Source organism: Acetobacterium wieringae (assembly GCF_026646375.1).
GTDB lineage: Bacteria > Bacillota > Clostridia > Eubacteriales > Eubacteriaceae > Acetobacterium > Acetobacterium wieringae_A.
Genome location: NZ_JAIPPU010000008.1, coordinates 102,528 through 124,721, shown reverse-complemented (window position 1 = coordinate 124,721; position 22,194 = coordinate 102,528). Strand labels below are relative to the sequence as shown.

The 22,194-nt window shown below is 43.4% G+C and carries 20 protein-coding genes and 5 tRNA genes; 3 read left to right on the top strand and 22 right to left on the bottom strand.

Annotated elements, in window-relative coordinates; translation table 11 throughout:
* The first annotated feature begins 181 nt into the window (after nucleotides 1-181).
* Complete coding sequence (locus Q7P33_RS09180) at nucleotides 182-589, top strand: helix-turn-helix domain-containing protein (RefSeq protein ID WP_303869570.1); 408 nt, start codon at nucleotides 182-184, stop codon at nucleotides 587-589.
* Nucleotides 590-630: 41 nt separating this feature from the next.
* Here the strand turns inward: Q7P33_RS09180 and Q7P33_RS09175 are convergent, their stop codons facing one another.
* The 4 genes from Q7P33_RS09175 to Q7P33_RS09160 all read right to left on the bottom strand — a co-directional run bounded on the left by Q7P33_RS09175 (nucleotide 631) and on the right by Q7P33_RS09160 (nucleotide 6,189).
* Nucleotides 631-2,577 (bottom strand): NAD(+) synthase, encoded by a 1,947-nt coding sequence (locus Q7P33_RS09175; protein ID WP_303869567.1) that lies wholly within the window; start codon nucleotides 2,575-2,577, stop codon nucleotides 631-633.
* 355 nt (nucleotides 2,578-2,932) lie between these two features.
* Nucleotides 2,933-4,537, bottom strand: a complete 1,605-nt coding sequence (locus tag Q7P33_RS09170; RefSeq protein WP_303869564.1) for a CTP synthase — start codon at nucleotides 4,535-4,537, stop codon at nucleotides 2,933-2,935.
* A 183-nt stretch (nucleotides 4,538-4,720) separates the two neighbouring features.
* Nucleotides 4,721-5,365 (bottom strand): hemolysin III family protein, encoded by a 645-nt coding sequence (locus Q7P33_RS09165; RefSeq protein WP_303869561.1) that lies wholly within the window; start codon nucleotides 5,363-5,365, stop codon nucleotides 4,721-4,723.
* 152 nt (nucleotides 5,366-5,517) lie between these two features.
* Nucleotides 5,518-6,189, bottom strand: a complete 672-nt coding sequence (locus Q7P33_RS09160; protein ID WP_303869559.1) for a DUF1638 domain-containing protein — start codon at nucleotides 6,187-6,189, stop codon at nucleotides 5,518-5,520.
* Between the two features lie 201 nt (nucleotides 6,190-6,390).
* Between Q7P33_RS09160 and Q7P33_RS09155 the strand changes: the two genes are divergently transcribed.
* Both Q7P33_RS09155 and Q7P33_RS09150 read left to right on the top strand, forming a co-directional pair.
* Nucleotides 6,391-6,966 (top strand): 5-formyltetrahydrofolate cyclo-ligase, encoded by a 576-nt coding sequence (locus tag Q7P33_RS09155; RefSeq protein WP_303869557.1) that lies wholly within the window; start codon nucleotides 6,391-6,393, stop codon nucleotides 6,964-6,966.
* Between the two features lie 6 nt (nucleotides 6,967-6,972).
* Entirely contained in the window at nucleotides 6,973-8,271 is a 1,299-nt protein-coding gene (locus Q7P33_RS09150) for a folylpolyglutamate synthase/dihydrofolate synthase family protein (RefSeq protein ID WP_303869555.1), read from the top strand.
* 88 nt (nucleotides 8,272-8,359) lie between these two features.
* On the opposite strand, the gene dusB is transcribed toward Q7P33_RS09150, so the two are convergent.
* The 18 genes from dusB to Q7P33_RS09060 form a co-directional block, all read right to left on the bottom strand.
* The gene (dusB, locus tag Q7P33_RS09145; protein WP_303869553.1) at nucleotides 8,360-9,364 is read right to left on the bottom strand and encodes a tRNA dihydrouridine synthase DusB; all 1,005 of its coding nucleotides are present in this window, start codon (nucleotides 9,362-9,364) and stop codon (nucleotides 8,360-8,362) included.
* A 9-nt stretch (nucleotides 9,365-9,373) separates the two neighbouring features.
* Nucleotides 9,374-10,144: a type III pantothenate kinase gene (locus Q7P33_RS09140; RefSeq protein WP_303869550.1), complete on the bottom strand. Its 771-nt coding sequence runs from the start codon at nucleotides 10,142-10,144 to the stop codon at nucleotides 9,374-9,376.
* Nucleotides 10,145-10,152: 8 nt separating this feature from the next.
* Nucleotides 10,153-10,554: a thioesterase family protein gene (locus Q7P33_RS09135; RefSeq protein ID WP_303869547.1), complete on the bottom strand. Its 402-nt coding sequence runs from the start codon at nucleotides 10,552-10,554 to the stop codon at nucleotides 10,153-10,155.
* 267 nt (nucleotides 10,555-10,821) lie between these two features.
* Nucleotides 10,822-12,648 carry an ATP-dependent zinc metalloprotease FtsH gene (gene ftsH, locus Q7P33_RS09130; RefSeq protein ID WP_303869544.1) on the bottom strand — a complete coding sequence of 609 codons (1,827 nt, stop codon included), beginning with the start codon at nucleotides 12,646-12,648 and terminating at the stop codon, nucleotides 10,822-10,824.
* A gap of 65 nt (nucleotides 12,649-12,713) precedes the next feature.
* Nucleotides 12,714-13,250 (bottom strand): hypoxanthine phosphoribosyltransferase, encoded by a 537-nt coding sequence (hpt, locus tag Q7P33_RS09125; protein ID WP_303869541.1) that lies wholly within the window; start codon nucleotides 13,248-13,250, stop codon nucleotides 12,714-12,716.
* Complete coding sequence (tilS, locus tag Q7P33_RS09120; RefSeq protein WP_303869538.1) at nucleotides 13,219-14,664, bottom strand: tRNA lysidine(34) synthetase TilS; 1,446 nt, start codon at nucleotides 14,662-14,664, stop codon at nucleotides 13,219-13,221. The genes hpt and tilS overlap by 32 nt, the downstream gene beginning before the upstream one ends.
* Nucleotides 14,665-14,725: 61 nt before the next feature.
* Nucleotides 14,726-14,801: transfer RNA gene (locus tag Q7P33_RS09115), tRNA-Val, on the bottom strand.
* Nucleotides 14,802-14,846: 45 nt separating this feature from the next.
* Nucleotides 14,847-14,921, bottom strand: a tRNA-Glu gene (locus tag Q7P33_RS09110).
* Between the two features lie 17 nt (nucleotides 14,922-14,938).
* Nucleotides 14,939-15,015: transfer RNA gene (locus tag Q7P33_RS09105), tRNA-Met, on the bottom strand.
* A gap of 23 nt (nucleotides 15,016-15,038) precedes the next feature.
* A tRNA-Met gene (locus tag Q7P33_RS09100) sits at nucleotides 15,039-15,115 on the bottom strand.
* Nucleotides 15,116-15,140: 25 nt separating this feature from the next.
* Nucleotides 15,141-15,228, bottom strand: a tRNA-Leu gene (locus Q7P33_RS09095).
* Nucleotides 15,229-15,316: 88 nt separating this feature from the next.
* Complete coding sequence (locus Q7P33_RS09090) at nucleotides 15,317-16,330, bottom strand: Ppx/GppA phosphatase family protein (RefSeq protein WP_303869536.1); 1,014 nt, start codon at nucleotides 16,328-16,330, stop codon at nucleotides 15,317-15,319.
* Nucleotides 16,293-16,625 carry a septum formation initiator family protein gene (locus Q7P33_RS09085; RefSeq protein ID WP_303869534.1) on the bottom strand — a complete coding sequence of 111 codons (333 nt, stop codon included), beginning with the start codon at nucleotides 16,623-16,625 and terminating at the stop codon, nucleotides 16,293-16,295. Before Q7P33_RS09085 ends, Q7P33_RS09090 begins: the two co-directional genes overlap by 38 nt.
* Nucleotides 16,626-16,655: 30 nt before the next feature.
* The gene (locus Q7P33_RS09080; RefSeq protein ID WP_303869531.1) at nucleotides 16,656-16,895 is read right to left on the bottom strand and encodes an RNA-binding S4 domain-containing protein; all 240 of its coding nucleotides are present in this window, start codon (nucleotides 16,893-16,895) and stop codon (nucleotides 16,656-16,658) included.
* 92 nt (nucleotides 16,896-16,987) lie between these two features.
* Nucleotides 16,988-17,275 carry an HU family DNA-binding protein gene (locus Q7P33_RS09075; protein WP_014357319.1) on the bottom strand — a complete coding sequence of 96 codons (288 nt, stop codon included), beginning with the start codon at nucleotides 17,273-17,275 and terminating at the stop codon, nucleotides 16,988-16,990.
* Between the two features lie 90 nt (nucleotides 17,276-17,365).
* Nucleotides 17,366-18,835, bottom strand: a complete 1,470-nt coding sequence (mazG, locus tag Q7P33_RS09070; protein WP_303869526.1) for a nucleoside triphosphate pyrophosphohydrolase — start codon at nucleotides 18,833-18,835, stop codon at nucleotides 17,366-17,368.
* 22 nt (nucleotides 18,836-18,857) lie between these two features.
* Nucleotides 18,858-20,492, bottom strand: coding sequence for a polysaccharide biosynthesis protein (locus Q7P33_RS09065; protein WP_303869524.1), 1,635 nt, complete (start codon nucleotides 20,490-20,492; stop codon nucleotides 18,858-18,860).
* A 138-nt stretch (nucleotides 20,493-20,630) separates the two neighbouring features.
* Nucleotides 20,631-22,118: a peptidyl-prolyl cis-trans isomerase gene (locus Q7P33_RS09060; protein WP_303869521.1), complete on the bottom strand. Its 1,488-nt coding sequence runs from the start codon at nucleotides 22,116-22,118 to the stop codon at nucleotides 20,631-20,633.
* Between the last annotated feature and the right edge of the window lie 76 nt (nucleotides 22,119-22,194).

Here is a 22,194-nt window from a genome sequence, read left to right as displayed (position 1 = left end):
GATTTATTAAGAAATAGTGCTTCTGTTTCATGTGGAATTTGAATTATTTCCGGTTTTGCACCTTTGTATAAAATTTCTAGCCAGCAAGTATACGAATAGTGTATAATACGATTATACACATATCATGTGTTTATCTTATTCGTTCATACTGAGTTTATGAATATTTTTTGGAGGAAACACGATGTCTACTTTTGGTACCCGATTAAAACGACTACGAATTAATAAGGATATGACCCAGCAAGATTTTGCTGAGCATTTTGATTTAAACAAGAGCTCAATTTCCAAGTACGAGAAGGATAAAAACCTTCCTGAAAACCAGTTACTGGTTGAAATCGCTGATTATTTTGATGTATCGGTTGATTATTTACTTTGTCGGACTGACAATGCCACATCTCTCAATGATGCTAAACTTAAATCGGAGGGTTCATTAAACTCGGCTGAACAATTAGTTAAACCATTGGATATGAAAGACCTACTGGGGCTGTTCGGATACGCCATGACCAGCGACGAAGGCAAGCGGGAAATTCTTGATTTTATTAACTTCAAACACGAAGTTTTGCTCCAACATTACGCTAAAAAAGAATCCTAAAAAAAGAAGCTGTTTTCGGACAGCTTCTTTTTTTTATCAATTTAACCGAGAGGCGCCATTTTTTCCAGGCTCTGAAGCCACTGGGTTGCGTGGGCATCCGATGGCATTCGCCAGTCGCCCCGGGGCGAAAAGGATACCGAACCAACCTTGGGACCATCGGGAAGACAGTTTCGTTTAAACTGCTGGCCAAAGAAACGATGATAAAAGTTTTTTAGCCATTTAAAAATTACTGCCTTTTGATAGACGCCGTCAAAGGCCTTGCAGGCCAGAAAATATACTTTTTCTGGTGAAAAGCCGTGACGAACCATTTGATACATGAAGAAATCGTGAAGTTCATAGGGTCCCACGGTTTCTTCCGTTTTCTGGGTAATTTTTCCATCGGCATCCGGCGGCAGCAGTTCCGGAGAAACTGGGGTTGCCAGAACATCATAAAGAATTTTGCGAATGTCTGCTTCGGGCGAATGATCGGCCACCCACTCCACCAGGTAACGGATCAGGGTTTTTGGCACACTGGCATTGACACTGTACATCGACATATGATCACCATTATAGGTGGCCCAGCCCAGTGCCAGTTCCGAAAGATCCCCGGTACCAATAACAATCCCTCCCAGTTTATTGGAAAGATCCATCAGAATCTGGGTGCGTTCCCGGGCCTGGGAATTTTCGTAGGTGATATTATGAAGCTCCATGGGGTGGCCGATATCATTAAAGTGCGCGGTACAGGCCGCCACAATCGAAATCTCATGGAAGCTGGCGCCTAAACCCTTGATCAGGGCTACGGCATTATCGTAGGTGCGGTCGGTGGTACCAAAGCCGGGCATCGTGACGGCATGAATTTTTTCCCGGGGGATGCCAAAGCGATCACAAACACTGACACAGACCAAAAGCGCCATGGTGGAGTCCAGTCCCCCGGAAATCCCCACTACCATTGGGGCATTCCCGATATGAGCCAGGCGGGTAGCCAAACCGATGGTTTGAATATTAAAGATTTCTTCACATCGTTCACTGCGACGGTTGGGATCTGCCGGAACAAAGGGCTGCGGGTTAACCTCCCGATCAAAATCATTGGTGCCTGAGGTTTCAAACGTAATGGTTCGGTAGGAATGATTATTAAGCAAATCCACCGAATCGCCAAAACCATGTTGCATTTGGCGGTCATGATTAAGTGATTCCACATCAATATCGCAAATCAGCAATTCATTTCCCAGGTTAAATTTAGGTAGTTCTTTAAGTAGGATCCCCCGTTCACAGATTATCGCATTGCCACCGAAAACCAGATCACTGGTGGATTCACCAAATCCTGCTGAGGCATAGAGATAAGCTGCATTGCAGCGTCCGGATTGGGAGCGGATCAGTTCCCTTCGATAATCACTTTTGCCCACCACCTCATTGCTGGCGGAGGGATTAAGAATCACCGTGGCACCAGCCAGCGCGTGAAAGCTGCCCGGTGAAATCGGCACCCACAGGTCTTCACATATTTCGACGGCCACTACAAATTCTTCCCGATGAACGTGCTTAAACAACAAATCCGTTCCAATCGGAACCGCTTGGGAACCGATGGTAATTTCTGTCTGATTCAATGATTTTGCCGAAGCAAACCAACGTTTCTCATAGAATTCCTGATGATTGGGGATATAGGTTTTGGGGACAATCCCCAGAATTTTACCGTCGTTTAGCAGTGCTGAACAGTTATACAAACTGCCGTTAATAGCCAGGGGCAGACCCACCACCAGCAGCATTTTTTTTCCGTCTGACCATTGACACAGGCTGTCCAGTGCCTTGACGGCATTTTTCTGCAGCTCCCGCTGAAAAAACAGATCACCGCAGGTATACCCGGTAATCCCTAACTCCGGAAACAATAGCACTTCCACACCCTGATCCCAGGCCTTTTCTGCCAGTCCAGTCATTTCATTGAGATTATATTGGCAGTCTGCCAATTTAAGTCTGGGAACAGCGCAGGCTGTTCTAAAAAAACCAAATTTATGCATTTAATTCACCTTGTATCTTTTTATTTTTCAACGTGGTCGTTTGAATGACCTTCATTATATCGCCATTTCTGCTACAAAACAATCATATTTTATTTTCCACAGCCTGTGTCTAATCAACTATTTTTTATTAACAATTGACCTGTTCATTGTTTTCCCATTACATTGGGGCTATTGGGGGGTTCTTCCACTAGTCAACATGGTTATCCACATTATCCACAGGTAAAACCGATGTTCTCCACAGCTTTGTTCGAATACTATCCACATTTTATAAGTTATCCACAGTTTTTCTGTTAATATATCTTGTGTGTACGCCCATAAAAAAAATCAAGATCTGGGATCTTGATTTTTTTATCCACTATTTTTTTATAGCCAACGCCGCTTTAACGAAGCTCTGAAACAGCGGATGCGGTTTGTTTGGTCGGGATTTAAACTCCGGATGAGCCTGAGTGGCCACAAACCAGGGATGATCCTTAATTTCAATCATCTCAACAAGTACCCGGTCAGGTGACATACCTGAGAAAACCAACCCTTTTTCTTCAAGTTGGGAAATGAAATCATCATTCACTTCATAGCGATGACGATGTCGTTCGCTGATATTTTTCTCCCCATAGGCTTCCATGGCTTTGGAGCCTTCCAACAATTCGCAGGGGTATAATCCCAAACGCATGGTACCACCCATATCAATAATTTTTTTCTGCTCTTCCATCAGGTTAATTACCGGATAAGGCGTTTCCGGATCCAGTTCAATACTATGGGCTCCGGTCAATCCAGCTACATTACGGGCAAATTCGATGACAGCTAACTGCAGACCCAAACATAGCCCTAAAAAAGGCACCTTGTTTTCTCGAGCATATTGAATGGCGTGGATCTTACCTTCCACCCCGCGGTGACCAAAGCCGCCAGGAACGATAATTCCGTCCAGATCTTTGAGCACCCGGTCAACATTCTCTTCATTGATGTCTTCGGAGTGAATCCACTTGATGACAACCTCGGAATTGTTACCGATCCCGCCATGTCGCAGGGCCTCAGCCACCGATAGATAGGCATCGTGAAGTTCCACATATTTTCCAACTAAGCCGATGGTTACCTTGTTTTCCAGACTTTTAGCCTTTTTGACCAGATCTTTCCATTCGGTCAAATCAGGTTCTTTACACTCGATATGAAGTTTTTCGCAAACTAATTCAGCTAAGCCCTCTTTTTCCAGCATTAACGGTACTTCATAAAGTTCAGCGGCATCCATATTAACCACTACCGCTTTTTTATCGACATTACAAAATAGTGAAATTTTCCCTTTAAGGCCTTCTTCCACTTCTTTTTCGGAACGGAGCACAATAATGTCCGGCTGAATCCCGATACTACGGAGTTCTTTTACCGAATGCTGGGTTGGTTTGGTTTTGAGTTCACCAGCCTTTCCCAAAAAAGGCAGCAGGGTTACATGGATGTACAAAACATTTTCAGCCCCCAGATCGCCCTTGAATTGTCTGATCGCTTCCAGATAGGGCAGACTTTCAATATCTCCCACGGTTCCGCCGATTTCAGTAATAACGACATCAGGATGGCTATACTCTGAGACCCGCAGAATGCCGTCTTTAATTTCATCGGTAATGTGGGGAATAACCTGAACCGTTCCTCCCAGGTAATCGCCACGACGTTCTTTTGAGATAACATTCCAATATACTTTTCCGGTGGTGACATTGCTGTACTTGGACAGGTTTTCGTCGGTGAATCGCTCGTAGTGACCCAGATCCAAATCCGTTTCTGCGCCATCATCCGTCACAAAAACTTCACCATGCTGATAAGGACTCATCGTTCCGGGATCAAAATTCAAATAGGGATCAAATTTCTGAATCGACACTTTAAGTCCTCTGGATTTCAGCAATCGACCCAATGAAGCACTCGTAATGCCCTTTCCTAAAGAAGATACTACACCACCAGTGACAAAAATATACTTTGTTTGCATTAATTTACCGACTCCTTTTTCTTTTACATTTTCGTATTATTTCAACAAAAAAATCACTGCAAAAAATGAGTTTTTTTTTTGCAGTGATGCAATTAACAACACTATATAGTTTAACAGTTTTTTTATAAAATACAATAATAATTTTGTTTTAACTATCAACTTTTTTATGATACCATTTTTTTCTTAAAGAATAAAGAAAAAAACGCAAATAAAATGACACAGAGAACCTAATATTACAAAAATGTGAAATAATTCGTGAAATCCGAAATTTTTACCAAAGTTTGGCTTTTTGATGGCGTAAATCACCCCGCCGATGGTATACATCACCCCACCGCCAACCAGCAGCACAAAACCGGGTCGAGGCAATGCCCGATACAGCGGCCCTAAAACAAATAGCGCAAACCATCCCAGAAAAATATAGAGGCCAGTTCCCAGCCACCTTGGCATATTGATCCAGGCCACTTTAAGAATAATCCCGACTAGCGCCACTCCCCAGATCGCCACCATCATCGCTATCCGCATGGTTCCCGTTAAGCAGAGCAGACAAAATGGAGTATAGGTTCCAGCAATCAGAATAAAGATCATGGCATGATCCAATTTTTTCAGATGCAGAATTTTTTCCTTACTACCATGTGATGCATGGTATCTGAAGCTGGTGCCATAGAGACAGATTAGTCCCATTCCAAAAGCCAGCACCGAAATGAGTGTCAGAGGGGTCAGACTACCCTCTGCAATAATTAAAATCAACATCGCAATAATGCCAAAGATGGATAGTATTGCCCCAATTAAATGGGTGAACGCATTCATCGGTTCTCTAAACTGATTCATTTTTTTGTCCTTTCTGTTACTCAATCATTCGCTGTTACCACTATACCATACTTATTAAACTTTGTGAAATCGGGTTTCACACCACAAAAACACCTATTTCAACCCTTTAAAGATCAAAACAGGTGTTTATCCAACCAACATACTATTATATCCTACCTGTTTCGAACCGTTATCTCATCAAAATCATTATGCGTGGTCATTTGACCGGGCGGAATAATACAAAAGCCCTCCTGCCACTGACCGGTTACCAGTTTTTCAAGCGGTGATATGCTCCCCTGATCGACCACCACTTCCAGTCCGATAAGTTCACCAATCTCATTTACCCGGGGTAGCGAATTATCAACTGAGTAGGCGCCCGTATCGATCAGCATCAGGTTTTCATAGTTCCGAAACATAATATTCATAACTTTTCTGGCCCGACTTTCGCCGTACTTTTGCTTGTTATGAGCAAACTCTTTGTCCAGGGACTTTTCCCCCCGCAACCAGCCCTCAGTCAGAAAGTAAGTGGATGTTCGAATCCGCTCCAGATTATCTTTCTCTGAAAGTAGGATATCAATGCAATCTCCATAACGGGGAATAATCAAAGTGGCCGTGTTACTTTTTAACCCCAACAATCCGTTGCCGCAATTGCCATAGGCAAACAAGAGTTGATCATATTCCTCTTCAGCTTTGTCTATTTCTTCCTGAAGGGCGTTTTTCAATCGTTCCGGAGAGTCATGGAGCAGATTGGACATCCAGACAGTATCCAATTTTACGTTGTTTTTTTTCAATGCCAGTTCAACCTCGTCTTTGATGGTTTCGCAGGCAATTAATAATTGCTTCATTTATTTTTTACACCTTTTTTCTGTTTACGCTTTCAAGCGTATTATTTATGGATTATTTTTATGCACTATTTCCAGTATAACCAAGAATCCTTGTTTTTCAAGCGAAAATTCAGATAAAATTTCCCCTCGATAATTTTTTGTCGATAACCGACTTTATGTTATAATATCATCGTCAATTAATCTTAATATTAGGAGAAGAAAATGGATAAAAGTATGTTCCGAAAAGAAGTTCTGGCACGACGAAAAGAAATTTATTGTGCCGATACCGATGCAAAAATTATCGAACAATTCCTGGATAGTGATCTTTATAAAAACGCCGACTGGATTATGGCCTATGTCAGCTTTGGCACCGAAATTTATACCCATGATTTTATCAAAAAAGCCCTTGCCGATGGTAAACACATCGTAGTTCCCATTTGTAACATCGAAGATCATACCGTTACCCTGTCAGAACTGATTAATTTTCCCGAAGATCTGGAAGAGGGTCACTATGGAATCCTCGAAGTTCGTGAGGAATGTATGCGGATTGTTGATCCAAAAAAACTTGATCTCGTGATGGTACCCGGGTGTGCCTTCTCACCCTCTGGCCACCGGATGGGCTTTGGCGGCGGCTATTATGACCGTTTTCTGGAAACCGTCAGTGATGATTGTATCACCGTTGCACTGATTCGTGAAGACTTTATTTTTGACAAAATTCCCATGGAAGAACATGATAAAAGCGTTCAGTTCATGGTTACCGAAAAATGTGTCAATTGTTGTCCAATTCAGGAGGCCTAATCTAACATGAACGTTACCGAAGCCATCAGCTACATTGAAGCAACCCACAAGTTTGGCACCCGATTAGGGCTTGATAGCATGAGACTCCTGCTGAATGCCATGGACAACCCCCAAGATAAACTTAAATTTATTCACATTGCCGGCACCAATGGCAAAGGATCCACTTCCACCATGATCGCCACGATCTTAAAAACCGCCGGATACACGACTGGTCTGTTTACCTCTCCCTTTCTGGAAGCCTTCAATGAACGGATCCAGTTAAACAATGAACCCATCGACGATGACAGTCTGGTCGCCGCTACTACCTTTGTCAAGGAACGGATCGAAGTGCTATTGGAGCAAGGCGAACCCCACCCGACCGAATTCGAAATGGTGACAGCCGTTGGTCTCCAATATTTTTATGAAAAACAGGTGGACTTTGTTGTGCTTGAAGTTGGAATGGGCGGACGGCTTGATGCCACTAACATCATCAAAGATCCATTGGCAGTCGTGATCATGGGGATCAGCAATGATCACACCGACTACCTGGGAAACACTTTGGCTGAAATTGCCTACGAAAAAGCCTCTATTATCAAAGAAGGCTCCGATGTTGTTGTCTACCCTCAGGATCCCGAAGCCTTAAAGGTCATTCTTGACTTTGCCGAGTCCAAAAATGCCAATGTGGTTTTGGTTAACCCCGATGATATTTCAATTCTAAGCCATACCACCCACGATCAGACCCTGAAATATCGGGGTGATCACCTCTATCTTGATGGCTTTACCTTAAAACTGCTCGGTGATCATCAATCCCTGAACTGTCTGACCGCTTTGGAAGTCATTGCCCTATTGATTCGCAAAGGCTATTCAATCAACTCCAGTCAGATAAAAGAAGCGCTGGCTAACGTCGTTTTTCCTGGGCGTTTTGAAATTTTTCAGGAGAATCCAGTGATCCTCATCGATGGCGCCCACAACAGTAATGGGATTCAGGCCTTTGTCAAGAATATGAAGCAGTATTTTCCCAACCGCACAATCAACCTGTTTTTCGGAATGCTGGAAGACAAGGACATCGAAGAATCGTTATCTTATCTGGTACCGATCGCCAGCACCATTCACACCCTGACACCCAACAGTGACCGGGCCATGCCAGCTGATAAAATGGCCACATTAATCAGCACGACCTATGGTAAAAGCGTTGATTTCTACGACAATATGGATGACGCCGTTAAAAGCATCAACTTGACCCAAACAAACGAGGTCAATGTTTTTGTGGGTTCTCTCTACATGATTGGTGAAGCCCGCACCCTGATCCGGAAGCATTTACTATAAAACTAAGCTTTAAAATTTTCACAACATTAATTAAAAAGTAGGGGCGATCCGAGATCGCCCCTACTTTTTTTATGAAGTCACTCTTATTTTATTGTTTCAGGGCACATGTCAGCAATCGGATCACCGCTGCTTTATCCGGAGCATGAAAGAGCTCGTTACGGATTACCGTGGCATGGGGAAGACCTTTGGTATAAGCCGCCAGATGTTTACGCATTTCCCGGAGTCCAGCCTCCTCATTTTTTAGCAGACCCAACAAGTCGATGTGTTTAATGGCAACCTGAACCCGTTCCTCAGACGTCGGTTTGGCGAGCACTTCGCCAGTATCTAAATAATGCTTAATTTCCCGAAAAACAAAGGGGTTACCAATCGCTGCCCGGCCAACCATCAACCCATCGACTCCGGTTAATTCAATGGCCTTTTGGGCTGCTCTGCCACTGTTGATATCGCCGTTTAAGATGATCGGAATCCCGGCATTTTTCTTGACCTCGGCAATAATATCCCAATTGGCAGAACCGGAATAATAGGCTTCCCGGGTGCGGCCATGGATCGTTAGGGCCGCCGCTCCAGCTGCTTCTACCCCCTCGGCGATGGCCCGGATATTGATGCTCTGATCATCCCAACCAATACGGGTTTTGACAATCAGAGGCTTCTGGGAGGCTTCAGCCAATGCCCTAACCACCGTAAAAAACAACTCTGGTGTTTTTAACAGAGCTGAACCTTCGCCATTTTTTGTTATCTTAGGTGCCGGACAACCGGCATTAAAATCCAAAAAGGCAAAATCGGTGGCATTAATATAATCCCTGACGACCTCAGCCAGAATGTCCGGGTCGGAGCCAAACAATTGAATCCCCGCCGGCGCCTCTTGCTCGCAGGTCAGCATTAAATCAGCCGTCTTATGATCCTTATAATATAGACCCTTACCGCTGATCATTTCTGAAAAAACCACTCCAGCTCCAAACTCTTTGGCTATCAACCGAAAAGGCAGATTGGTGTAACCAGCCATCGGCCCCAAAAAAAGAGGGGTTTCAATTGAAACATCCCCAATTTTTAGAACTTCATTTTTTTGTTCACATGCAGACTTTATTTTCATCATTGCTTCTGTTTACCGGGAATTCTTGTCATGGATAATTTTCAGCCCTTTAAGAGACAATTGCGGATCATAAACGTTGATGGATTTAGTTTCCTGATAAAACAGACGGCCATATCCCCCCGTTGCCACGACCTTCATGTCCTTGATTCCCGTCTCTTTTTTGATCTGTTCGATGATGTACTCCACCTGACCAATATAACCATAAACTAAACCCGCCTGCATACTGGTTACCGTATCACGGGCCAATATTGATGACGGTTTTTTAATTTCGATGTTGGGCAGCTTAGCGGCATTTTTCCACAATGCATCAATGGAAATCTGAATCCCCGGGGTGGTTACAGCTGCTGCAAAAGCCCCTTCCTTGGTGACATAATCAAAGGTAGTGGCCGTTCCAAAGTCGGTGACGATTAACGGCCCGCCATAAATGCTGTACGCCGCTACCGCATCGACAATCCGGTCAGCTCCAACTTCCGATGGATCCGAGGTATTAATGGGCATTCCGGTTTTGATACCCGGCCCCACCACCATTGGCTCTACCCCAATATATTTTTTTATGCCATTGATCAGTGAATACATGATATTTGGCACTACCGACGCAATAATGACACTGCTGATTTTCTCCACAGATATTTCCGCATTTCTAAAAAAGGATTTGATCAACACGCCATACTCATCCGAGGTTCGCGGTGTTTTGGTGACAAAGCGCCAGGAATAGGGGATTTCATCGCCAATCAGAACCGCCAGTTCTGTATTTGTATTTCCAACATCAATACCTAAAATCATGTTTCCTCCTAAAGATTGGTTTCCAGTTTTTTTGCAACCTTCTCGTTAAAGCGGGCTTTATCCACAATAAAACGCTGATGAATTGCTTCGCCAATTTTTTCAACTGCGTCCCATGCATCAATATCAAAATTCAAGGCCCGTTTTTCGATGGATACCAGTGTCGCCTTAATCCGAATTTCAACGCCCACCGGTGAAGCTGCCAGATGCTTTAATTCAATGAAGGTTCCCACGGTGGTGCTGCTCTCCGGCTGACTCGCTTCTACCCCTTCAAAAGCCGCATTCTCCATCCAGGCCACCAGTCGGGGCGTGGCCAGCACCGCTTCGCCGCCGCTGCCTAAGGCCAAGGCCGTATCTTCTTTATTTACAAAAAATTTCTTTTCAAAACTGGTTCCAACTTTCAGTTCTTCCATTTCACCCTCCATGTGTTCTATCAAATTCAACTGATTACATAGTTGTATTTTAACATCTTATCTTAAAAAAAGCCGTTATATGAACGGCTTCAGACTGTCAAAAAAGCTAACCTAGTACCGACAATTGTTAGATCATGTTGTACGCATCGGAGCGGACACGGCGAATGCCTGTCCGATTCCGCAGCGAACAACAGATTAACAATTGGTCGGTACGGGAGTTTATCGACAACCTCAAGCCGTTATATTAACGACTTTTCTACTTGTTAATTATTCAATTTCAGCTTCTATCTCAACTTCTACCATTTTTTCTGATTCCGGTTGTTCTTCAAACAGCGCTTTGAATTCTTCACCGGTGACGGTTTTATCTCTCAACAGGCGAGTGGCGATTTCTTCGAGCTTTTCCTTATGTGTTTCCAGAATCGAGCAGGCCCGTTCAAAAGCGTTTTCCACAATCGTACGGATTTCCTTATCAATGACCGCCGCAACTTCCTCGCTGTAGTTGCGAGACCGGCCCAGATCCCGACCCAGAAAAACTTCGCCGCTTTCAGAATGTCCAAAAGTCATTGGCCCCAGATGCTCACTCATTCCCCATTCCGTTACCATACTTCTGGCAATCTTGGTTGCACGTTCAATATCATTGCTGGCACCCGTACAAATATCATCCAGAGCGATTTTTTCAGCCGCCCGTCCACCCAGTAGGCCACAGATATTTTCCAGTAACTTACTTTTACTCATATGCTGACGATCATCATCCGGCAGTGATAACGTGTAACCAGCTGCCATCCCCCGGGGAATAATCGAAATCTCATGAACTGAGTCACAATTGGGTAAAAGATGCATCACAATCGCGTGTCCGGCTTCGTGATAAGCAGTGATATGTAAATCATCCTCGTTGATCACTTTGCTTTTCTTTTCAGGGCCAGCGATCACCCGCTTGATGGCTTCTTCCAACTCGACCATGGTAATCAATTTACCACTATGTCTGGCTGTCAGAAGGGCAGCTTCATTCATCAGGTTTTCCAGATCAGCTCCGGTAAAACCCGGTGTTCCTTTGGCAATGGTGGCCAGATCGACCTCAGGTGCCAGGGGTTTATCTTTTTTATGCACATTAAGAATTTCTTCCCGGCCTTTAACATCAGGCACACCAACAGTCACCTGACGGTCAAAACGTCCTGGTCTTAGTAAGGCTGGATCAAGAATATCCGGACGGTTCGTAGCGGCAATAATGATAATGCCTTCGTTGATACCAAAACCATCCATTTCAACCAGTAACTGGTTCAGGGTTTGCTCCCGTTCGTCATGTCCACCACCCAGACCAGCGCCACGATGTCGACCAACCGCATCAATTTCATCAATAAAAATGATGCATGGGGCGTTTTTCTTAGCATTTTCAAAAAGATCCCGAACTCGGGAAGCTCCGACCCCAACAAACATTTCAACAAAATCCGAACCACTAATCGTGAAAAACGGCACTGCCGCTTCTCCGGCAACTGCTCTGGCCAGAAGGGTTTTCCCAGTACCCGGAGGTCCAACTAATAAAATCCCTTTGGGAATCCGGGCGCCCAATTTCCGGTAGCGATCCGGAGCTTTCAAGAAATCAACAACTTCTTCTAACTCTTCTTTTTCCTCATCGGCACCAGCGACGTTTTTAAAGGTCACCTTGGTTTCCCCTTCAACGTGAAGTTTTGCCCGACTTTTTCCAAAGGACATTACCTTCCCGCCGCCACCGCCAGCCTGTTGGCTAAAGACGAGAAAAAACACCACCATTAAAACAATCAACACCACTGATGGAATTAACGAAATCCACCAGGAATCCTGCTGCTTGGTAATGGTTACTTTCACATCGTTTTTCAAAATATACGGTGTTACCTGTTCGTCTATTACATATTGCGGTACCACTGCCTCAAATTCTTCGCCACTCCGTAGAACGCCGGTGACATTTGAGTTGTTTATTTCCAGTTCTGCTACCTGATTATTCTCCAATTGGGTAAGCAGCTCACTATAAACAATCGTTTTAACCTCTTCTTTCATGGGGTTTAAAAAGGTTACAGCGACAATAATGATCAATAGAATTACTAAATAAAACCCAATCATCTTAAGGTATTTATTCAAAAAACATCACTCCTCTCATGTTCAAATTCTTCTTTTTTTCATTCGGTTTATTCATATACTTCTCGTTTTAAAATCCCAATAAAGGGAAGATTCCGGTACTTTTGAGCATAATCCAATCCATATCCAACTACGAATTCGTTGGGTATTTCAAAGCCGATATAATCAGCTATAACCCGCTGTTCCCGACGCTCCGGTTTATCCAGTAGCGAACAGACCTTAACATCCGCTGCCCCCAGGCTTTCAAAGCGATTCAATAAATATTTCAGGGTATTACCAGTATCAACAATATCTTCAACCAGCAAAATACTCCGGCCTTTGACATCCATCGATAGATCCGCTTCCAGTTGAACAACTCCAGAGCTCCGGGCTTCGGCGCCATAGCTGGAGGCTTTTAAGAAATCAATCTCCAATGGAATCGGAATTTTTCTAATCAAATCGGCCATAAAAACCGATGATCCTTTCAAAATACCAATCAAGATGGGATACTTTCCCCGGTAATCTGCGGTAATCTTTTCTCCAAGTTCAGCGACACGCTTTTCCAATGCCTTTTCATCAACCAAAATTTCCTGAATATCGGCTATCACATTTTTCTCCTAACATAAGGTATGTTACCCTAATTATTTTTTTTGTATCATCATTGGCCAAAAATCGTTGATTGATGGCATAGCCCAAAATCCATAAGACCTCATTATCCACTACCAGTAGTGGAATCTCATTTCTGCGATTGCGATCAATTTTTTTGTCAATATAATACTTCTTAATGGATTTTTTCCCAAGTAGACCTGGCGGATAAAAATAGTCTCCTGATTGACGGCTACGCAAAACCAATATGCCTTTTATTTTATCATAATCAAAATATTTTTCACAATGATTTTCCACTTCTTTCGAAAAAAAACACCTTTTATTTTTAAATTCAGCCGGAGTAACACGTTTAGTCTCGATGATCAGATGCTCTTTAGCAAATAGATAGGTCTTATTTGCCAGAATCCGTTTGGGTGTTATCATGACATCTGCTTGCACTTCTTTTTCAGACACCATTACTCGATCATAACGGCGGCTAACGTGAATGTCATGCGGAAGGTGGATTTCCCAGATTGTTTTGTCGCTCTTTAGTAAACTATAAAATGCAGTGATATGATTGTACTCAATTTCCTTTAAACTACCCTTAAATTTAAAAATAGCCCGCCGTAAAATTTCTTTCTGAACCACCGGTTCTTCGCCCAACCAGACGTCACGATTAATAACTACCCGGTTTATTTCAGAACCCAAAATCCGATCTTCAATCAGATCCACATATTTCTCAAAAAACGCTTCATATTCATAGGCAATTTTTGTAAATTCATTAAAATGGACTTCCGCCCGGGGATTGATTTCTAAAACCATCGGCATAATATCCAAACGGATTTTGTTGCGGGTATAGTCACGCTGAAAGTTAGTGGCATCCGTTCGAAAAGCCAGCTCATGGATTTTGCAATACTCCAGAATTTCTTTTTTCTCCAGACACAGAAATGGCCGGATATATAAATTGTCCCGACTGGATTTTATGCCCGAAACACCCTTGACTCCAGTGCCGCGGATCAACCGCATCAGCATTGTTTCCGCCTGATCATTGATATGATGGCCCATGGCGATCCGATTATAACCATGCGCTGCAGCAATGACACTAAAAAAGCCGTAACGTTCTTTCCGGCCCGCTTCTTCTACCGATATTTTCTCGATTTGCGATATTTGCCGGATATTTCGTTGTCGCGAAAAGAAGGGAATGTTCCGCGCTCGACAAAATTCTTTTACAAACTCCTCGTCGGCATCAGCGGCGGCTCCCCGAAGACCGTGGTGAAGATGAGCCACACCGAGGGTGATTTCAAATTGGTTGGCATATTTATCCAAAAAATACAATAAAGCCAGCGAATCTGCTCCACCGGATACGCCGATGAGAACCTGATCGCCAGCCTCTAAAATTCCCTGTTCTTCAATATACTGAATTACTTTTTTCTCCATGGTTTCACCACTTCAATAAAATTCTCTATTCTAATTTCTTTATAAAAATAGGTAAAAAAAATGGTGGTCGCAACAGGGCTCGAACCTGTGACCCCCTGCTTGTAAGGCAGGTGCTCTCCCAGCTGAGCTATGCGACCACGAAATAATCTGGAAACTATTTGGTTGTAACGATACAAATTAAGTGGTGACCCCTAGGGGACTCGAACCCCTGTTACCGCCGTGAAAGGGCGGTGTCTTAACCGCTTGACCAAGGGGCCACTGATTTATTTTTTTATGGTAGCGGCGAACGGAGTCGAACCGCTGACACTACGGGTATGAACCGTATGCTCTAGCCAACTGAGCTACGCCGCCATGAAAAAAAGGATTTGTATATTTGGTTGCGGGAGCAGGATTTGAACCTACGACCTCCGGGTTATGAGCCCGACGAGCTACCAAGCTGCTCCATCCCGCGATGTGATTATTGAGCAAGTAAAAAGTGGTGCCGAGGACCGGAATCGAACCGGTACGGTCGAAAGGACCGCAGGATTTTAAGTCCTGTGCGTCTGCCAGTTCCGCCACCCCGGCACTTTTTCGTTTGTCCCCTTGCTCAAGGGACAAGTGTTATTATACGCCCATCCATAGCTAATGTCAAGCTTTTTTGAAAATAATTTCTCTATTTATTTTCCATGACAAAATGGCGGTATGCTGCACCTTCAAGATTATCATAGTCACAAACGGTAAAAACAGTTTCACCGGTAATTTTAAAAATATTTAAAAGCAAAAAAGCGCCAGCTAGAATGATATCAGCTCGTTTGGCTTCCAGCCCCACCATATTTTGTCGCTCCTTGATGGTTTTACTGGCTAAGCTGTCAATCATACGTTCCAGCTCATCTTTCGTAATGGTACTCTGATGAACCATTTCGCTACAATAGGTCTTCAGTTCCTGTTTGATCGTCGACAAACTGGTAGCTGTTCCACCAATTCCGATGAGTTTATAGGGTTTGGTCGGCAAAAATCCGTGCGTCTTTTTTTCGAACTCGGCATATATTTTCTCATTCATCCGCTCCAATTCCTGAAAGGTTGGTGGATCAGAAAAAATAAATTCTTCGGTACAGCGAACACAGCCCAGATTAATACTCATCATTCGTTTTATTTCATTGTCTTCGCCATAGATAAACTCGGTACTTCCACCACCGATGTCAAAGATCAGAATTTTTTCTTCAAAGCACTGTGATACCCCAACAAAACCAAGCTCTGCTTCAGCTTCACCAGAAATCACCTCAATTTCGAATCCCAGTTTTTCTTTAACTGTCTCAAGATAAGTCGCTGTATTATCGGCATCCCGCATCGCACTGGTGCCAAATAAATAAAATTCTTCCACCCCATAATCGGCAGCGATGTTTTTATATTCTTCCAGTGCTTCGATATTCCGCTTTTCCGCATCGGGATGGAGGCGTCCCGTTTGATTGACCCCCTGGCCCATCCGAGTATAACGAACGGATTTATTGACCCGCACCAGCTTCCCCTGGTCATTTCGAAAAATCAGCATCCGGGTCGAATTGGTGCCAATATCGATCACCGCCAAATGGCGTTTTTTTTCTTTTTGTTCAATCCGATCAAGTTCAGTACCATCTAAATTACTGTTACATTTATTGTTCAACTGTTTGCCCATCGCTTTCTGCAGCATCTTTCTGGGTTTCCACAATAACGATGGTTTCATCCGGATAATACAAACCCAGATATCGCCGTGCAAAATTCTCCACATAATTCTTGCTGCCCATCTGTTTAACCTGTTCATCTAATTGATTACTTCTTATTTTTTCATTTTCGATTTGTTGGCTAATCTGGATCTTTTGCTGATCCAACTCATAGATTTTTATGGCATTGGCCAGGTAGATGTAGACGGTAAATAAAATTGTCCCGATAATTGCCAGGGCAATGATGATTCGACGTCTGATCAGGTTTCTCGTTTTTTCATTCATCTTCACTTCTTCACTTCCGGCAAGGCTGCCCTACAATTCCCGATACATATCTCCTGCTTTTTCTTTGGGAGCATGTTCCAGACATAAAAGAACCTCCACCTTTTGTTCTCCGTCTCCATAACGGATGGTAATAATATCTCCGGGTTTCACCTGATCACCCGGTTTAGCAACCTTATCATTAATCGATATCCGCCCGCCGTCACAGGCGTCTTTTCCCACGGTTCGTCGTTTAATAATTCTGGCGTTTTTTAAATATTTATCAATTCTCATGTATTCCTCATTATTCTAAATCAAAAAGCTTAAAACTAAAACCACTGATAAAACAAAAAGCCAGAGCATCGCCCCGGCTTCTGTAACTTTGCTTACTTATTTACTTCATCCTTAAAGCCTTTACCTGCTTTAAAGCCAGGGGCTTTAGAGGCTGCTATTTCGATGGGCTCTTTTGTTCGTGGGTTAAGACCTGTACGTGCTGCACGTTCTCTAACCTCAAAGGTTCCAAAACCTACTAACGACACCTTGTCTCCATTTTTCAAGGTATCTACCACTGTGTCCAAAAAAGCACCTAATGCTTTTTCTGAATCTTTTTTTGATAAACCCGACTTTTCTGCCATTTGGGCAATTAATTCTGATTTGTTCATTTTTTCCTCCATCTGATAGTTTCCAGTATTCTATTGTAATATTATAAGCGTGTTCACCAGCAAATTACAAGTTTTTTTTGCTTTTTTCGGCTTTTTCCGTTATTAAAGCCCTTTCGACCGATTCCAGACCTCATTTAATTCCTCAAAAGTATATTCATTTAGCAATTTATTCTCTTGACTAGCAACTTTTTCCATTTTTTCAAAGCGATCAATGAATTTTTCTGTCGCCTTTCTTAATACCAGTTCGGGCTGTAATTTGAGCAATCGGGATACATTCACCACTGAAAAAAGCAGATCTCCCAGTTCTTCAGCAATCTTTTGAGGATCATTTTCCTCCATTGCCGCTCTTAATTCATGGGTTTCCTCATCGATTTTTTCCAGCGCAGCCGTTGCCTCCAGCCAGTCGAAGCCGACTTTAGCAGCTTTTTTCTGAACCTTAACCGCTTCCATTAGAGCTGGCAGCGCCTTGGGAATTTTTTTCATTTCGGATGACAGACCACTTTCCTGGGTGGTATTCACCTCACCTTTTTCTAATCGTTTGATCGCATCCCAGTTGGTTTCAACCTGGTCTGGATTAAAGCTCGCCTTGTCGATAAATACATGGGGATGGCGCCGAATCATTTTTTCATTGATTCCAGAAATCACCTGGTTGACGTTAAAGCGACCGGCTTCACTGGCAATTTCAGCATGGAAAACAATCTGAAATAAAACATCGCCCAATTCTTCCGCGAGATTATCCCAGTCCTGATTATCGATGGCTTCCAGCACCTCATAACTCTCTTCCAGCAGATAGCTTCTCAAGCTTTCGTGGGTCTGGCTGCGATCCCATGAACAGCCGTCATCGGCTCGCAGAGCTTTCATCAGCTCTATGGTGCCCTGAAATCCCTGATAGACATCAATTTCGGCGGGAATGAACAGACTGGTCAAATGATTGATGTCATCAACCCGATCCAGTTCATAAAGGTAAACTTCCAGTGTTTTTTCAGCACCGGGGATCCCAGAGTTAATCAGTAAAACCACTTTTTTTTCCGGGTCATAGATTTCCATTAATTGAAGCTTCAACTCCGAAGCCATATGTTGATCGTACACCTGGGTCACCAACGTGCCTATTCGGGGATCCGGGGGATTTTTGAATACATCAAAGGCATCAATGATTTTTAGCCCATTAATCGGATCCGTTTCCAAACTGTTGAGTGTCACATCAACGAAACTCACTCCGGGATAAATTCGATAACTGATGCCAGCGGCTTTGGCTGCAACGATCAATTTCTCGACGGTTTTTTCGCCAAACAGCGGGTTTCCAGGAACCGCATAAACCAATTTTTCATTTGTCCTGGCGGCCTCAATAAGGGTCGTGACGATTTGATCATAGACCGCTTCAAACGAGTCTTCCTGCTCATAATAACAGTCAAAACTCTGGTAAGTGATGGCTTCCTGACAAATAAAATCCATCACTGGATGGATCGTCGTTCTAAAAAAATTGGGACTTGAATCTTTCAACAAAGCAAATGTTTCCAAAGTCATCTGGCCGGGACTGCCCGGACCGAGTCCAACAATATCAATGTGGTGCATGTTTATTTCCTTTCTAGATCAGTTATTGATGTCTAATCCGCCTTTTTTTATGACCGGGCGTCAATCGCTCGAGCCAATGAAAAAAGCGAAGCAGGGTACGACTTCCCGGCAAAACGCTGATTTCGTCTGCCGTTATGCCTTTGATTAAAACCAGCACAAAGGAGTAAATAAAGACACCTATGGATACCGCAATGATAATCCCTATAAATCCACCCAGGAAGGCTGCAATTCCCTTGTAGGTAAAAAACACGGCAATTCCCATCATGATGGCAGCAACCAATGGTTTCAGGGCAGTATGGACAAAATCCACCTTGATGTGGGTATAACGCTTAACCGAAGCGTAGTTCGCCAACGTCAGATAGATAAAGGTAATCATGCTGCTGATGACAATCCCCTGAATATTAAAAAAGGGAATCGACAAAAATATCCAACCCGTGATAAAACGGATAATAATAGCTACTCCCAGATTGATCAGCGGAATGCGAAACCGGTCGATGGATTGAAGGATACTCTGAAAGGTGTTTGACAGCATCATAAAAATCGTTGCATAGGCAAAGGTGCATAAAATAAAGCCGCCGTAGGGTGATCCCGGAAAGAGCAGATCAAAAATGCCGTAAGACAGCACCGACAAACCAATGCAGGAGGGAAAAGCGACCAGCAGGATGACCCGGATCGCCAACACAATTTTCTCATTCATCGCTTTCCGGTTTCGCATCGCAAAGGATTCCGAAATCGCCGGAATCATCGCTACTGCCAGATTACCGCTGATAATCAGCGGAATGGTAATCAATATTTCAGCATTGGTAAAATCACCAAACATCATTGTTGCGGTTATTTCGTCAATTCCGGCCACGGCCAGCCGGGATACGTAGATAAAGGAGTCCACCGTCGAAAACATCGCCACTAAAGCCGATGTCAAGGTGACCGGAATTGAGATGATCACTAGTCTCTTGAGCAGTGCCCGGTTGGAGCGCTGCCGTTTTCTGGTCTTTACTTTGAGCAGGCGTTTATTTTTGGTAACAAAACCATAATACAGATAAGCCAGTAGAATGGCTGCCACCAGACCACCGGCGGTGGCGCCAAAAACCGCCCCACCAACGCCCAAACCAACCCCAAATTGACCGACAAAAGCCCAACATAGGACAACACCTAAAAAAACCCGGACAATTTGTTCAAGAATCTGGGAAATTGCGGTAGGTGTCATGATCTGAAACCCCTGAAAAAAGCCCCGAAAGGCCGACACAAAGGAAATGAACAAGGGCGCCAAGGCAATGGCCACCAACGCCGGATAACTCTCGGCCGTCCAATTCGCCGTTTCGATGATCCATTCCGCTCCAAAGAACAGAAATAGGCTGGATAATGCCCCTAAAACCGCCAGAATGAGAATCGATAGTTTAAAAACCCGATGGGCGGTGGCATATTCTTTTTGGGCGATGCTCTCAGATACCATTTTGGAAATCGCTACCGGAAAGCCCACGGTGGAAACCATCAGCAGCAGGTTATAGATACTGGTAACATTGCCATAGATCCCATTTCCATAACTGCCTACCATCTGGTACAGGGGAATTTTGAAAAAGAGGCCCAACAGCCGGGACAAAATCCCCGCTGCAACCAGAATACTGGCACCCTTTAAGTAATTTGATGTTCGCTCAGACATAGATAAACCTCTTTTTTACAGTGTTGCAAATTCCACTGATGCTTTGCAGATTGTTTTTTATTATATCGTATCAACTAACCATGTACAACCAAAAAGCACTGAAAATCAGTGCTTTTTGCGGGTTATGCTTAGATGATGCTAGATTTTATTTTCGTATACTTTAACATTCAATTCCGTTTTTAGCTCGTCCAGATACGCGTCAGCTGGCGTAACAATATCGTTGATTTTTACTTTGAATTTGTTCGTCAGCTTGGTTTTAAGCTTATCAAATTCTTCCGTCACTTTTTCGCTTTTCAATGTTTCGGTTATTTCTTCTTTTTTATCTTCCAGGCTTGGTGTTTCTCCGTCTTTTTTATCGTAGACATAAATGACATGGTACCCATAGTCGGTTTTAACTGGCTCGCTGACGGTATTGACATCCATACCAAAGGCGGCATCTGAGAATTCCGATACCATGGTTGACTTGGTAAATGCACCCAAATCGGCAGCTTCCTTAATTCCTTCGGTGGTCTGGTATTTGGCCATAATCGCATCAAATTCTTCGACTGTTTTAGCATTTTTGGCTTCAGCGTAAACTTGATCTGCTAAGGCTTGTTCGCTGGCCAGAATATGTTTAGCAGAAACAGTGCTGGTATCGTAGGACGCTTTGTTTTCATCGTAGTATTTCTTGATTTCGCCATCCGTCACTTTAATCGTACTTTCCAGATCTGCCTGTACTGCTTTGGAAATAGCTGATGCAGTAGCATCCTGTTTCATAAATTCTTTAAATTGAGCAATCGTTAAGAATTTTGTATCGAGAAACTGTTGCAGTGCTTCGTCCCCTGGTAGCAGATAGTTAATAAATGCTTCCTGTGTGGTTACATAACTGTCAATATTAGCCTGATCCGCTGTCAGTTTCTTTTCTTCGGCATACTGGGCCAGTGCTTTTTGTTCAGCAATGGTGTTAAAGATGGTTTCATTTGTCGTTTTCATGGTTTCATCATCCGTTTTAAGGGCCTGTTGCGTCTGATAATAGGTCAATAATTCTTCGTTGGCCAACCGATAGTTATACACATCTTTTTTAACCTCATCCTTACCAACAGTTCCCACAACCGTATTTAACTCTTTACTGGGATCGGCCTTTAAGGTGTTGTTGTAGTTTGTTTCCATAGTGTTGGCATAGCTGTAATCCAGCAGGAATTTATTTAAGAATGCCTCGAAAGAAGCGGCATCGGTGTTATAGGTTGCTAAAACAGCGGCATATTTTTCTTCGCCCAGGGTTGTTTTCAGTGATTCCAGCATACTGCTGGCATTCGTAGCGATCCCGGTTTCATCGACGGTCACCCCATCTTTTTTGGCTTTGGCGGTGAGGGTTTCAACTCGTACCAGATCATCCAGAATGTCTTTTTTTAGCTGGGTGAGCTCTTTATCAGTAGGGAATGTCATGCCACTGGCATCAAAATACATCTGGTAATATGCCATGTAGTTGTTGAAATTTTCTTTCAACAAGGGGGTACCATCAATAACGGCGATCTCCACCTTTTTATCCTGTTCAGGATTTACCTTAACCAAACTGCAACCTCCGGCAAAAAGACTGACACTGATTACGCCTGTCAGCAACAAAGCCAGAATACGAGATTTCTTCATTTTTGTTGTTCTCCTCTTCTTTTATTAATATCATATCATTAAGACCTTGCCCAGTTTAACACACGACAACTGGACT

Excerpts from the sequence above, each read along its gene's own strand:
- Q7P33_RS09155 (WP_303869557.1), top strand. The coding sequence starts at position 6,391 with ATGGATAAAAGTATGTTCCGAAAAGAAGTTCTGGCACGACGAAAAGAA.
- Q7P33_RS09140 (WP_303869550.1), bottom strand. The coding sequence starts at position 10,144 with ATGATTTTAGGTATTGATGTTGGAAATACAAATACAGAACTGGCGGTT.
- Q7P33_RS09150 (WP_303869555.1), top strand. The coding sequence starts at position 6,973 with ATGAACGTTACCGAAGCCATCAGCTACATTGAAGCAACCCACAAGTTT.
- Q7P33_RS09060 (WP_303869521.1), bottom strand. The coding sequence starts at position 22,118 with ATGAAGAAATCTCGTATTCTGGCTTTGTTGCTGACAGGCGTAATCAGT.
- Q7P33_RS09080 (WP_303869531.1), bottom strand. The coding sequence starts at position 16,895 with ATGAGAATTGATAAATATTTAAAAAACGCCAGAATTATTAAACGACGA.
- Q7P33_RS09175 (WP_303869567.1), bottom strand. The coding sequence starts at position 2,577 with ATGCATAAATTTGGTTTTTTTAGAACAGCCTGCGCTGTTCCCAGACTT.
- Q7P33_RS09135 (WP_303869547.1), bottom strand. The coding sequence starts at position 10,554 with ATGGAAGAACTGAAAGTTGGAACCAGTTTTGAAAAGAAATTTTTTGTA.
- tilS (WP_303869538.1), bottom strand. The coding sequence starts at position 14,664 with ATGGAGAAAAAAGTAATTCAGTATATTGAAGAACAGGGAATTTTAGAG.
- Q7P33_RS09090 (WP_303869536.1), bottom strand. The coding sequence starts at position 16,330 with ATGCTGCAGAAAGCGATGGGCAAACAGTTGAACAATAAATGTAACAGT.
- Q7P33_RS09165 (WP_303869561.1), bottom strand. The coding sequence starts at position 5,365 with ATGAATCAGTTTAGAGAACCGATGAATGCGTTCACCCATTTAATTGGG.
- Q7P33_RS09180 (WP_303869570.1), top strand. The coding sequence starts at position 182 with ATGTCTACTTTTGGTACCCGATTAAAACGACTACGAATTAATAAGGAT.
- Q7P33_RS09170 (WP_303869564.1), bottom strand. The coding sequence starts at position 4,537 with ATGCAAACAAAGTATATTTTTGTCACTGGTGGTGTAGTATCTTCTTTA.
- mazG (WP_303869526.1), bottom strand. The coding sequence starts at position 18,835 with ATGCACCACATTGATATTGTTGGACTCGGTCCGGGCAGTCCCGGCCAG.
- Q7P33_RS09085 (WP_303869534.1), bottom strand. The coding sequence starts at position 16,625 with ATGAATGAAAAAACGAGAAACCTGATCAGACGTCGAATCATCATTGCC.
- ftsH (WP_303869544.1), bottom strand. The coding sequence starts at position 12,648 with ATGATTGGGTTTTATTTAGTAATTCTATTGATCATTATTGTCGCTGTA.
- Q7P33_RS09160 (WP_303869559.1), bottom strand. The coding sequence starts at position 6,189 with ATGAAGCAATTATTAATTGCCTGCGAAACCATCAAAGACGAGGTTGAA.
- dusB (WP_303869553.1), bottom strand. The coding sequence starts at position 9,364 with ATGATGAAAATAAAGTCTGCATGTGAACAAAAAAATGAAGTTCTAAAA.
- Q7P33_RS09065 (WP_303869524.1), bottom strand. The coding sequence starts at position 20,492 with ATGTCTGAGCGAACATCAAATTACTTAAAGGGTGCCAGTATTCTGGTT.
- Q7P33_RS09075 (WP_014357319.1), bottom strand. The coding sequence starts at position 17,275 with ATGGAGGAAAAAATGAACAAATCAGAATTAATTGCCCAAATGGCAGAA.